The 12579-nt window shown below is 50.2% G+C and carries 10 protein-coding genes; 7 read left to right on the top strand and 3 right to left on the bottom strand.

Annotated features, from left to right (window positions below):
- The first annotated feature begins 393 nt into the window (after positions 1-393).
- The 7 genes from C2U41_RS16965 to fucO all read left to right on the top strand — a co-directional run bounded on the left by C2U41_RS16965 (position 394) and on the right by fucO (position 8568).
- Entirely contained in the window at positions 394-1893 is a 1500-nt protein-coding gene (locus C2U41_RS16965; RefSeq protein WP_003034052.1) for a sugar ABC transporter ATP-binding protein, read from the top strand.
- 3 nt (positions 1894-1896) lie between these two features.
- Positions 1897-2880: an ABC transporter permease gene (locus C2U41_RS16960; protein WP_003034055.1), complete on the top strand. Its 984-nt coding sequence runs from the start codon at positions 1897-1899 to the stop codon at positions 2878-2880.
- Between the two features lie 73 nt (positions 2881-2953).
- A complete protein-coding gene (locus C2U41_RS16955; protein WP_003034057.1) occupies positions 2954-3904 on the top strand; it encodes an ABC transporter substrate-binding protein in 951 nt (316 codons plus the stop codon).
- Positions 3905-3957: 53 nt separating this feature from the next.
- The gene (locus C2U41_RS16950; RefSeq protein ID WP_103848283.1) at positions 3958-5538 is read left to right on the top strand and encodes an FGGY-family carbohydrate kinase; all 1581 of its coding nucleotides are present in this window, start codon (positions 3958-3960) and stop codon (positions 5536-5538) included.
- Between the two features lie 66 nt (positions 5539-5604).
- Positions 5605-6603 carry a LacI family DNA-binding transcriptional regulator gene (locus tag C2U41_RS16945; protein ID WP_003034060.1) on the top strand — a complete coding sequence of 333 codons (999 nt, stop codon included), beginning with the start codon at positions 5605-5607 and terminating at the stop codon, positions 6601-6603.
- Between the two features lie 141 nt (positions 6604-6744).
- Positions 6745-7392 (top strand): L-fuculose-phosphate aldolase, encoded by a 648-nt coding sequence (gene fucA / locus C2U41_RS16940; protein WP_003034062.1) that lies wholly within the window; start codon positions 6745-6747, stop codon positions 7390-7392.
- 27 nt (positions 7393-7419) lie between these two features.
- A complete protein-coding gene (gene fucO / locus C2U41_RS16935) occupies positions 7420-8568 on the top strand; it encodes a lactaldehyde reductase (protein ID WP_032938365.1) in 1149 nt (382 codons plus the stop codon).
- Between the two features lie 76 nt (positions 8569-8644).
- On the opposite strand, the gene xni is transcribed toward fucO, so the two are convergent.
- From xni to C2U41_RS16920, 3 genes are all read right to left on the bottom strand, one after another.
- Complete coding sequence (xni, locus tag C2U41_RS16930; protein ID WP_003840372.1) at positions 8645-9400, bottom strand: flap endonuclease Xni; 756 nt, start codon at positions 9398-9400, stop codon at positions 8645-8647.
- Between the two features lie 166 nt (positions 9401-9566).
- Positions 9567-10934, bottom strand: a complete 1368-nt coding sequence (locus C2U41_RS16925) for an L-serine ammonia-lyase (protein ID WP_003034070.1) — start codon at positions 10932-10934, stop codon at positions 9567-9569.
- Between the two features lie 53 nt (positions 10935-10987).
- A complete protein-coding gene (locus tag C2U41_RS16920; protein ID WP_003034073.1) occupies positions 10988-12277 on the bottom strand; it encodes an HAAAP family serine/threonine permease in 1290 nt (429 codons plus the stop codon).
- Positions 12278-12579: the final 302 nt, after the last annotated feature.

Below are 12579 nucleotides of genomic sequence, written 5' to 3'. Positions count from 1 at the left end.
AATAACTCATTTTTGCTAACTCGAGTTAGCTTAGGTATTAGAGAGTTTTTTGCACAACTTTTTTGTTGTGGAACTGTGAGAGGCTTCACGAGAAGTGGTTAAAATTCGATCTGCGTCAAATAAACCATAACGCATATTTTTGTATAAATCCTTTTAAATTAAGTATTTGCAATAAAATGTTTGTTCAGCGTCACAGATTTAAACCAAATGATTTGGCTAATTTGAGTAGCTAAAATAGCTTTAAAAGGCACTTCGCTAACTCGAGTTAGCATGATTGATAAAACGCATATGAACGTATAGGTAGTATTCGCATTAACGGTGACGATGGCTTCCTGGCAACGTTTTTTCGCCTGATTCACTGATTGCAGTTTCTGTATATTGAGGAAAGCAGCAATGTCTGAAACATTTTTACAGATGAGTCATATTACGAAACGTTTTCCCGGCGTATTAGCGTTGAGTAATGTGGATTTTGCTTTACGCAAAGGCGAGGTTCATGCGCTGCTGGGTGAGAATGGCGCAGGAAAGTCTACGTTGATGAAGATTTTATCCGGTGTTTATCAGCCTGATGAAGGAGATATTATTTTTGAAGGGCAATCTGTTTCTTTTGCGAACCCGTTGAGCGCACAAAGCGCAGGTATCACGATTATTCACCAGGAATTTAATCTTTTCCCTGAACTCACGGTAGAAGAAAATATTTTTATTGGCAGGGAGTTTTGCAAAAATAACCGCTGGCGTCTGGATGAAAAACAACAGCGACAGGCTGCTATCGATATTTTGCAAAAATTAAACCTGAATATCTCCCCAGAAACGCTGGTGGCCGATCTGACCGTCGCGCAACAACAAATGGTTGAGATTGCTAAAGCGATATCGGTGAATGCTAAGATCCTTATTATGGATGAACCGACGGCGGCACTGACGGAAACGGAAATCGACAGCTTATTTCAGGTGACCCGTTTGCTGAAAGAACAGGGAACGGGCATTGTTTATATCTCGCACAGACTGGAAGAACTGGCGCTGATAGCCGATCGCGCTACGGTGATGCGTGATGGTCAGTTTATTGCCACTGTAGATTATGATGCGGTTAAAATTAGCGACCTGATTGCCATGATGGTTGGGCGGGACCTCGGCAATATCTATCCTCGCCGTGGACCTTTGGCTCAACGTAAGCCGGTGTTGGAAGTCAGCGGTCTGACTCGCAATGGTGTACTGAACAACATTGATTTCACCCTGTATCAGGGCGAAATATTGGGCTTTGCCGGTCTGATGGGCGCAGGGCGTACCGAGCTGGCGCGGGCGATTTTTGGCGCGGATCCCATTGATGGCGGTACCCTCAAGCTAAACGGAAAAGTGACGGTAATTAAAGATATTCCTGATGCTATCCAACAGGGTATCAGCTATTTAACCGAGGACAGAAAAAAAGAGGGGCTGGCATTAGGACTGTCCGTTGAGCGTAATATTATGTTGGGCAATTATCCTGAATATTCTGACCGCTATGGCAATGTGGACAGCAAACGTTGTCAGAAAACCAGCGAGGAACAGGTTAAAGCTCTACGGATTAAAACACCACATTTAGAGCAGGCTGCACTGAATTTAAGTGGCGGTAATCAGCAGAAAATTATTATTGCCAGATGGGTATGTAAAGATACCGATATTCTCATCTTTGACGAACCCACTCGCGGTATTGATGTGGGGGCCAAACTTGAAATTTATGAATTAATGAATCGACTGGTGGCAAAAGGGAAGTCAATTATCATGATTTCCTCTGAATTACCGGAAGTGCTGGGTATGTGCGATCGCATTTTGGTTATGCGTAATGGACGTATTACCGGGGAGTTAGCTTCTGATGACGCCACACAAGAAAAAATCATGCAATACGCGACGTTAGAGGACTAATTTATGACTATCTCTGTAACCTCTTCAGACAGCAATAATAAGAAAATAAAAATTAACAAAGAACTTTTAATGCGCCTTGCGCCGCTTTTGAGTCTGATTATTTTAGTAATATTTTTTAGTTTTGGTTCGCCATTTTTCTTTAACACTGAAAACATCATGACAATTGCCTTGCAAACGTCAGTGATTGGCATCATGGCGATTGGCGTTACCTTTGTCATTATCACTTCAGGAATCGATCTTTCTCTTGGCTCGGTAGTGGCCTTTTCTGGTGTTGCGGTAGGCATCAGCGCCACGCTGGGATTGCCTCTGCCCGTATGTATTCTGGCGGGGGTGCTGGCCGGGGGATTATGCGGCTATATCAACGGCCTGCTGGTCACCAAAATGACTATCCCGCCTTTTATCGCCACGCTGGGCCTGATGATGTCAGTCAGAGGCATCAATATGGTGATGACCGATGGTCGTGCGATTTATTTCGCTGATTACCCCACCTTCAAAATGCTGGCCCAGGGACGTTTGTTTGATGTGCTGCCTTATCCCGTTTTTTACCTGGTGGTGGTGGCGTTAATTGCCGCCTACATCCTGAAGAAAACGGTGATTGGTCGCTATGTTTACGCCGTGGGTAGCAATGAGGTAGCCGCACATCTTTCCGGTATTAAAGTTCAGCGCGTCAAAATTTTCGTCTACGCCTTTTGTGGTCTGCTGACTGGGATTGCCGGGGTGATTCTGGCTTCTCGTTTGAACTCAGGACAACCAACGGTCGGCGTGGGGTATGAGCTGGAAGCTATCGCGGCGGTTGTTATTGGTGGTACGAGCCTGATGGGCGGAATTGGCACCATCGGCGGCACGATCATCGGCGCATTCATTATGAGCGTGTTGAAGAATGGTCTGAACCTGATGGGCGTCTCCCAGTTCTGGCAAATGGTAGCCATGGGTGTGGTTGTCATTGCCGCGGTTTATCTCGATACATTACGCAAAAAAATTCGTTGATTTACGCTCCCGGAAGTCACGGGGCATCATAACCCTGACGTTTAGGGTGACTCACTCAGAACGGAGTAAAACAATGAGAACCAGGAATTTTGTCTATGCGTTATCCCTGCTGGCCTGTATGACATCCAGCGTATTGGCTAAAGATATGAACCTTCCGGTGGTCAGTAAAGGTTTCCAGCATGAATTCTGGCAAACCGTAAAAATGGGGACGGAAGCAGCAGCAAAAGAGTTGGGCGATAAAACCAGCTATGTTGGCCCGGCGGATGAAACTCAGATTGCCGAGCAGATTCAGCTAGTTGAAAACGCGATGGCGCAAAAACCTAATGGGCTATTACTGGCCGCGTTAGATGCCAATGCGCTTGCGCCATTAGTTGAGACCGCAAATTCACGCGGTATTAAAGTTGTGACGTTTGACTCCGGCGTGAATTCCGATATTCCGGTGAGCTTTGTCGCCACGAATAACCGTAAAGCCGGTGCAGAAGCCGCAGACGCGCTGGCAGCGGAAGTGGGCAGTAAAGGGAAAGTGGGCATTATTGCGCACGTAGCAGGGACCTCTTCTGCGATTGAACGTTCGGAAGGGTTTATTGCCCGTATGAAGGAGAAATATCCGGATATTCAGGTGCTACCGGTCCAGTACAGCGATGGCGATCCGCAAAAAGCAATGGATAAAACCATCGATATGATCCAGGCCAACCCGGATATTGCAGGAATTTATGGCACAAATGAAGGCTCAACGCTTGGCGTAGCAAACGCTATTGATAGCCAAAATCTGAAAGGCAAAGTGAAGGTGATTGGTTTTGATAGCACCGAGGCAATCATTGCCTTCCTGAAGTCCGGAGTGATTCAGGGATTTGTGGTACAGGACGCTTATCAGATTGGCTACCAGGGTATCAAGACGCTGAATGCAGCGGTATCGGGTCAGTCTGTACCGAAAGAGATTGATATTCCGGTGAAATTTGTCAGTGCGAAGAACATTGATACCCCAGAAATTGACAAATTGTTACACCCATTCGGTAAAAAATAAGACCGTTGGGGCGAGGTGCTCGCCCCATCATTAGCCAGCGTCAGGGAGTTACTATGGGCAGTGGATATTTCCTCGGTGTGGATGTCGGTTCCGCCAGCGTCAGGGCTGGTGTCTTTGATGCCAGTGGCACACGGCTGGCTTTTGCGACACGCCCCATCTCGCAGTTTCGACCCGGTCCTGAGCGGGTTGAGCAGTCATCTGCAGAAATCTGGCAGCAGGTTTGCCATGCGGTGAGAGGAGCGGTGTCGTCAGCGGGGGTTCCCGTCGAGGAGATTCGTTCACTGGGATTTGATGCCACCTGCTCCTTAGTTGCCCTCGATGAACACGGGCAGGGACTGGCGGTTTCGCCTGGTGAATCGCCAGACCATAACATCATCATGTGGATGGATCATCGCGCGGTAGATGAGGCCAAACGCATTAATGCCACGCAAGATCCGGCTCTACGCTACGTTGGCGGTGAAGTCAGCGTAGAGATGGAACTTCCCAAGGTGCTGTGGCTGAAAAATCATTTTCCCGCAACGTGGCAGAGTGCACATCGTTTCTATGATCTTGCGGACTTTCTGGTCTCTAAAGCTACCGCCACTGATGTTGCCGGTTTGTGCACGTTGACCTGTAAATGGAACTATCTGGCACATGAACAACACTTTAGCCACTCCCTGCTCGACGCCGTTGAATTAACGGATTTGTTGGGCAAAATCCCGTCGCGTATTCTTCCGCCAGGCGCTGGCGTTGGAACGCTTAGCAGCGATTCGGCCCAGGCGCTGGGGCTGACGACTGCAGTGGTCGTCGCCAGCGGTATAATTGATGCCCATGCCGGCGGAGTTGCGCTTGCCGGGGTTGAGCCTGAGGGGACGTTGGCGCTGATTAGCGGAACGTCAAATTGCCATATGCTGTGCAGCGAGCAGGAAATTCATACGCCAGGTGTTTGGGGGCCTTATTGGTCAGCCATGCTGCCAGGCTACTGGCTGACGGAAGGGGGGCAGAGTGCTGCTGGGGCGTTAGTCGACTGGACGCTTCAGGAATCAGGAGCCAGTGCTGAGCTGTTTCACAAAGCTGAGGCCCGGGGCTGCCATCCCATTGTTTTAGTTAATGAATGGGTTGCCGCACTTGAGGAGCAGGAGTCTGAGCCTGGTCGTTATCTGCATGTGCTTGCCGATCACCACGGTAATCGTTCGCCGCGCGCACGGCCCGATGCTCGAGGCAGCATCTGTGGTTTGACGCTGGAACGAGGTGAGATGCAGGTAGCTCGCCTGTACCTGGCGACATTACAGGCGATCGCCTGCGGTACGCGGCATATTATGGAAGTGATGCGTGAAAACGGTCACACCATTTCCCGACTGACGCTGTGCGGCGGCGCAACGCATAACCCACTGTGGATGAGAGAATATGCCGATGCTACCGGATGCGATATTCATCTTATGCAGGAAGAGGATGCGGTGACGTTAGGTGCGGCTATCACTGGCGCGGTAGCATGCGGCGCGTGGGCAACTATACCGTCCGCATGCCGGGCGATGGTTCGATCGGGCGAGGTGATTAAGGCGAACCCGGCGCGGCGGAACTTCTATGATCGCAAATACCAGGCTTATCTGATGCTGTGGGATCAGCAGCAGGCGATTAACCAACTTATGCAGTAAGACAAAAGTTTAAAATACTTTTATGATTGTAGATTGACGTTTTTGGATGTGGACTGGGGCATATAGATGGCTAAAACAGTAGAACAGATAGCCAGCGATCTGAATTTATCGGTTACGACCGTACGACTGGTGCTGAACGGGAAAGCAGAGCAATATCGAATCAGTGTCAAAACCCAAACGCGTATTAATGAATATGTCGAGCGCTATGGTTACGTCATTAACCATTCAGCACGTAGCCTGAAATTAAATAAAACGGATACTTTGGGATTGATTGTACCCAATATTTCCAACGTCTTTTTTGCCACACTCGCAGAAAAACTTGAGCAACGCTGTCGTCGTTCAGGTTATCAGTTAACGATTAGCTGTACCTATGACGATGTTGATTACGAAAATAAACTGACCAAAGCGTTAATCGCCCGTAATGTCGATGGCCTTTTTATTGTTCCCTCAACGTTAGAGAATCAGCAACACCATTTACGTCAGGTCAGAAAACCGATGGTGTTACTTGACCGTGATTTTAAGTATACCGATAACGCACTGGTAGAAAGTCATAACATCTTGGGCGGCGAGAAATTGACGCAGAGTCTGTTTGACGCTGGAAAGTCGCCAATCTGGTTTTTAGTGGGGGATACTGGATTACCCAGCATTGGTGATCGTTTGCAAGGTTATCTTAATGCATTGAACAATAATGGCATTTCACATAGAGATTGGGTGCGCGAAGGTCCGGACAACACACCTGAAGGTGGTTATCGACTGATGGATGAGTTGATCGGCGAACAGGGCTGTCCGCAGGCGTTTATCGCCTCATCATTACCGGTACTGGAGGGGGCCATTAACGCTATTCGTAATCGTTTAGGCACAATTCCACCGGAAATTAATATTGGGACATTCGATGAACACCCAATGCTGGGATTCCTCGCCAATAATGTCTGGTCAATGCAACAGGATGAAAATGTTTGGGCGGAAAAAGCATTCGATATGATGATGAGTGCTATTGATGATCACCCAATTAAAGAAACTGTAAAAGTTGAGATGAAACTTATTAAGCGCGTAAGACAACCTTAATATGTCGCTATAAATAAATCGGCCAACTGAATCTGAATAAATACGTTCAGTGGCTGCCTGTACCTAAAACCTGACCCGTCTTATTCTGCGGCTGCATTTTTCGCAATAAAGACGAGGGGAAACTGTACCCGGAGAATCATTATGGAAAGAATGCGTTTGTCGCGAGAAATCATTGAAACCTGTCTGGAAATGACCAGCCTTGGATTGAATCAGGGGACGGCGGGAAATGTGAGTGCGCGTTATGAAAACGGGATGCTGATCACGCCCAGCGGTATTCCTTACGAAAGACTTACTGAAAACATGATCGTGTATGTAGATAACGACGGGAAATATGATAAAGGACAATTACCCTCCAGTGAATGGCGTTTTCACCTGGCGGCATACCAGACGCGTCCGGATGCCAATGCGGTTGTCCATAACCATGCCGTACACTGCACGGCCGTTTCAATTCTTAATCGCCCTATCCCGGCAATTCACTACATGATTGCAGCGGCGGGGGGGAACTCTATTCCGTGTGCGCCTTATGCGACGTTTGGTACACGAGAGCTGTCAGAGCATGTGAGCGTCGCCCTGAAAAACCGTAAGGCAACGCTTTTACAGCACCATGGGTTGATTGCTTGCGAAGCGAATTTGGAAAAAGCACTGTGGTTGGCGCATGAAGTGGAAGTTCTGGCCCGTCTGTACCTGAGCACGCTGGCGATTGTTGATCCGGTGCCGGTGCTGGATGACGAGGAGATCGCTATTGTGCTGGAGAAATTCAAATCTTACGGATTACGCATTGAAGAGTAATTTCGCATAGCGAAAAGGAGAAATACAATGGCGAACAGAATGATTCTGAATGAAACGGCATGGTTTGGCCGGGGGGCTGTTGGCGCATTAACCGATGAAGTTATTCGTCGCGGTTATCGCAAAGCGTTGATTGTGACTGATAAAAATCTGGTGCAGTGCGGCGTTGTTGAGAAAGTGACTACCCGAATGGATGCTGCAGGTCTGGCATGGGAAATCTATTCAGGCGTTATTCCTAATCCAACCATTGCGGTAGTGCAGGAAGGATTGAGTGTCTTTCAGCAAAGTGGCGCAGACTATCTGATAGCAATCGGCGGAGGCTCCCCGCAGGATACCTGTAAGGCGATTGGCATTATCAATAATAATCCTGAGTTTGCTGATGTACGCAGCCTTGAAGGGTTATCGCCGACGCGCAGCCCGAGCGTGCCGGTTATGGCTATCCCAACCACCGCGGGAACGGCGGCGGAAGTGACCATTAACTACGTGATCACTGACGAAGAGAATCGGCGTAAGTTTGTTTGTGTCGATCCACATGACATCCCGCAGGTGGCGTTCATCGATGCTGACATGATGGACGGCATGCCTGCTGCATTAAAAGCGGCTACAGGTGTAGATGCACTGACTCATGCCATTGAAGGGTACATCACGCGGGCGGCGTGGGCATTGACCGATGCGCTGCACATCAAAGCCATTGAAATTATTGCCGGGGCATTACGCGGTTCGGTTGCGGGCGAAAGCCAGGCGGGTGAAGCGATGGCGCTGGGCCAATACGTAGCCGGGATGGGCTTTTCCAACGTAGGTCTGGGATTAGTGCATGGCATGGCACACCCGTTAGGCGCGTTTTATAACACGCCGCACGGCGTAGCGAATGCTATTTTGCTGCCGCACGTGATGCACTATAACGCCGAATTCACTGGGGAAAAATTCCGCGATATCGCCCGGGTAATGGGGGTTAAGGTTGAAGGACTGACGTTGGCGCAAGCACGTAAAGCGGCAGTGGATGCTGTCTTCGCCCTTAATCGCGATGTAGGGATCCCACTGCATTTACGCGATGTTGGTGTCCGTAAAGAGGATATTCCTGCGCTGGCGCAGGCCGCATTTGACGATGTTTGTACCGGGGGAAATCCGCGTGAAGCGAGCCTTGGGGATATCGTCGAGCTGTACCATACTGCCTGGTAATCACCTGGCGTTTATCTGGCCTACAGGGTTATACGTTAAGTAGGCCGGATAAGCGCAGCGCCATTCGAAAATAAGACTACCGTGCCAGCCGTAGCTGCTGTAGGTTTCCGTCGATATGTAAGTCCGTTTGCAGCCGCGCGATATCGCGGCACAAAAACGCCATCTCCCGATGTTCTTCGAGTTTCTTACGCCATTTCTCCGGTACGTCATCCAGATGTTCATACAGTGCTTCCAGCGTTGGAAACTGCGTCAACAATTGTGTGGCGCTTTTAGGACCAATACCGGCAACCCCAGGTATCTTAGAACTGCTGATCCCTGCCAGTCCCCAGTAATCAGGCAACTGTTGCGGCAGTACGCCGAACTCTTTCTCGATAAACGGCGCATCCAGCCAGCGTTTCTGGAAATAATCGCGAATACGCAGTGTTGGGGAGAGTAGCTGACAATAGCCTTTATCGGTTGAGACGATGGTTGCCTGATGTCCGGCCTGGCTAACTTTCACCGCCAGAGTTGCGGCTAAATCATCGGCTTCATTCCCGCTGGATTCCCAGCAGCAGACACCGCGCTGTTCAAAAGCGGCGCGTAAGGCGGGCATTTCCTTGTGTAAATCGTCAGGCATTGGCGGGCGACCGGCTTTGTAGTCAGGTAAGCGTTGGTGACGCCAGCCGCTGTTGCGCGCTTCGTCATCAAATACCGCCACGGCGTGTGTGGGCTGACTGTGCACAATCAACTGATCGAGCGCGTGCTGGCACGTCTCCACGCAGGGGGAGCCCTGTACGGCGTGAATTCGGCGGATAAGATTCAGTGCATCGACAATGAGCAGATGGACGGCCACGGTGTTCTCCCTAACAAATCAGTCTGTAGGGTAACATTCACGGCGAGTGGAGGCGAAGATCTGATACAACATTTTGCCGGATAGCGGCTGAAGCCTTATCCGGCCTACAAATGAATACGGCACTGTAGGCCGGATAAGCTTGCGCCATCCGGCAATGGAGTGGGACTTAATCGCAGGTGACAATTTTCATTGCCAAACCGCCGCGAGATGTTTCGCGGTATTTGGCATTCATGTCTTTACCGGTTTCGTACATGGTCTCGATAACTTTATCGAGGCACACGCGTGGCTCACTGGTACGGCGCAGCGCCATACGTGCGGCGTTCACCGCTTTCACGGACGCGATCGCGTTACGCTCAATGCACGGTACCTGTACCTGGCCGGCAACCGGATCGCAGGTCAGACCCAGGTTATGTTCCATACCGATTTCTGCCGCGATGCACACCTGCATTGGACTACCACCCAGCAGTTCAGCCAGACCAGCCGCTGCCATGGAGCAGGCCACGCCAACTTCACCCTGACAGCCGACTTCGGCACCAGAGATAGAGGCGTTCATCTTATACAGTGAACCAATGGCGCTCGCGACCAACATATAGCGTGCCAGAGAGTTAGCGTTCACTTCACGGATAAACTTGTCGTAATACGCCAGTACGGCAGGAACAATCCCGCATGCACCGTTGGTTGGCGCGGTAACCACACGTCCACCAGCAGCGTTTTCTTCGTTCACGGCCAGCGCGAACATGTTGATCCAGTCAACAACCGCCATCGGGTCAGTGGTGGTTTTGTCGCTGCTGACCAGCATGCGACGCAGCGCAGCAGCACGACGCGGGACGCGCAGTTTGCCCGGCAATACACCTTCGGTGGTGATGCCGCGCTCAATCCCGCTACGCATCACTTCCCAGACGTTAGCAAAGTGCTGTTCCAGCTCTTCTTTGCTGTGCAGCGCCAGTTCGTTTTGCATCATCAGACCGGAAAGTGACAGGCCGGTTTCCTGGCAATGACGTTGCAAATCAGCTGCGGATTTATACGGATACGGCACGTTTACCGGAGAGTTGTTCGGTAAACCAAAATGTTCTTCATCAACGATGAACCCACCGCCAATGGAATAGTAAGTCTGGCTGTAAATGGCTTTTTCGCCCGCCAGTGCGGTAATACGCATCCCGTTTTCGTGCAGGGACAGATTGTCCGCATGGAAATTCATGCACTTGTCGACCGGGAACTCGACCTCATGTTGACCGTCTGCCAGCAGCAAACGCCCATGAGTATTCACATCCTGGATAAAGGAAGGGATGGCATCAATGTCTACGGTATCCGGCAGATTACCCGCCAGGCCCATAATAATCGCGATGTCGGTATGGTGACCTTTCCCCGTCAGAGATAAGGAGCCATAGACATCAACCACTACGCGGGTTACGTCAGTGAGAATTCCGCGTGCAATCAGGTCATCCGTGAATTGTTTGCCTGCTTTCATCGGGCCAACAGTGTGGGAGCTGGAAGGGCCAATGCCGATTTTGAAAATATCGAATACGCTAATCATGAGGCGTCCATTGTGTATCGAGATGCGCCGCCCCGAAGAGCGGCGCAGGGGAATTAACTGAACAGAGAGTAGAAAATAGCGGAGATAGCGATCAGGCCCATAATCACAACGAAGACGTTGCTGATATGGCCGCTGTACTTACGCATTGCCGGTACTTTCTGGATGGCATACATCGGCATCAGGAACAGAATCATCGCGATGATTGGGCCACCCAGGGTCTCAATCATACCGAGGATGCTCGGGTTCAGTGTCGCCACAATCCAGGTGGTTACCAGCATGAACAGTGCAGTGATTTTGTTCAGTTTGTTGATTTCGATGGATTTGCCTTTGCCGCGCAGAGACTTAATCACCATCCCGTTGAAGCCTTCACGTGCGCCCAGGTAGTGGCCGAGGAAGGATTTGGTGATAGCGATAATCGCGATGATCGGTGCCATCCAGGCAATAATCGGCGCGTTAAAGTGGTTCGCCAGGTAAGACAGAATCGAGATGTTCTGCTCTTTTGCTGCTGCCAGGTCCGCCGGGGTCAGGCTGAATACGCAGCTGAAGACGAAGAACATAACGGTCAGTACCATCATGATGTGAGCGAATGCCAGAATCTTGGAGCATTTCTTCTCAGCTTCATCACCGTACTCTTCACGCTTCGCCACGGCGAAGGAGGAGATGATCGGGGAGTGGTTGAAGGAGAACACCATTACCGGAATCGCCAGCCACAGGGTCAACAGCAGGCCGTTCCCGGTGGTTGCCGCAGAGTCAAAAGACATGGTTTCCAGAATCGCACCGCTCCACTGAGGGATCAGATACAGCGCCAGCAGCATCAGAGCCGCAACGAACGGGAATACCAGGATGCTCATCGCCTTAACGATCATCTGCTCACCGAAGCGCACGATGGTCATCATGCCGACAATCAGGATCAGAGACAGGATTGCACGCGGCGGAGGAGTAATCGCCAGCTGATGGGTCAGGAAGCTTTCAACGGTATTGGTGATTGCTACGCTGTAAACCAACAGAATCGGGTAGATAGCGAAGAAGTAGAGCAGGGTAATCAGTTTACCTGCGCCAACGCCGAAGTGTTCTTCTACAACTTCGGTGATGTCTTCACCCGGATTTTTACCGGACAGCACAAAGCGAGTCAGACCGCGGTGTGCAAAGAAGGTCATTGGGAAGGCAAGGATCGCCATGATGATCAGCGGGATCATACCGCCTACGCCTGCGTTGATCGGCAGGAACAATACACCCGCGCCAATCGCCGTGCCGTAAAGGCCCAGCATCCACATGGTGTCTGTCTTGCGCCATGCGCTGCGGGTCTGGCCCGTAACGATAGTGCTGGTTTGAGTGTTTTCCATCTATTTCTCCTGGAGGAAGCTTAAAAAGCCGGGTTTGAGGTCAATCCAATGAGAAAGTACCCGGCTGTAAATCGAAATTCGTTGAGCGATTTTTATATAATTTTTCGCCGTAATAATTTTCGGGCGGAAAGATACATTTTAGTAATGAATGTATCAGTGATCGGGATCCCAAATGCAATAATCCACCTTTTATGTGGATAAATTTGGGCCATTAATCTGTTAAAAAATAGTCAAAGCGAATTTACGGGCGCGAAGGCTAACATTAACGACATATCTCATGAAAGCGAAGGCGCGAAGATAGG

Origin of the sequence: Citrobacter freundii complex sp. CFNIH4, assembly GCF_002934505.1 — a bacterium.
Taxonomy (GTDB): Bacteria; Pseudomonadota; Gammaproteobacteria; order Enterobacterales; family Enterobacteriaceae; genus Citrobacter; species Citrobacter freundii.
The sequence above is the reverse complement of the archived record's forward strand: the minus strand, read 5'-3'. Positions and strand labels throughout refer to the sequence as shown.

What these genes read in the sequence shown, in the direction of transcription:
- C2U41_RS16965 (WP_003034052.1), top strand. Translation starts at nt 394, where the DNA reads ATGTCTGAAACATTTTTACAGATGAGTCATATTACGAAACGTTTTCCC.
- C2U41_RS16960 (WP_003034055.1), top strand. Translation starts at nt 1,897, where the DNA reads ATGACTATCTCTGTAACCTCTTCAGACAGCAATAATAAGAAAATAAAA.
- C2U41_RS16955 (WP_003034057.1), top strand. Translation starts at nt 2,954, where the DNA reads ATGAGAACCAGGAATTTTGTCTATGCGTTATCCCTGCTGGCCTGTATG.
- C2U41_RS16950 (WP_103848283.1), top strand. Translation starts at nt 3,958, where the DNA reads ATGGGCAGTGGATATTTCCTCGGTGTGGATGTCGGTTCCGCCAGCGTC.
- C2U41_RS16945 (WP_003034060.1), top strand. Translation starts at nt 5,605, where the DNA reads ATGGCTAAAACAGTAGAACAGATAGCCAGCGATCTGAATTTATCGGTT.
- fucA (WP_003034062.1), top strand. Translation starts at nt 6,745, where the DNA reads ATGGAAAGAATGCGTTTGTCGCGAGAAATCATTGAAACCTGTCTGGAA.
- fucO (WP_032938365.1), top strand. Translation starts at nt 7,420, where the DNA reads ATGGCGAACAGAATGATTCTGAATGAAACGGCATGGTTTGGCCGGGGG.
- C2U41_RS16925 (WP_003034070.1), bottom strand. Translation starts at nt 10,934, where the DNA reads ATGATTAGCGTATTCGATATTTTCAAAATCGGCATTGGCCCTTCCAGC.
- C2U41_RS16920 (WP_003034073.1), bottom strand. Translation starts at nt 12,277, where the DNA reads ATGGAAAACACTCAAACCAGCACTATCGTTACGGGCCAGACCCGCAGC.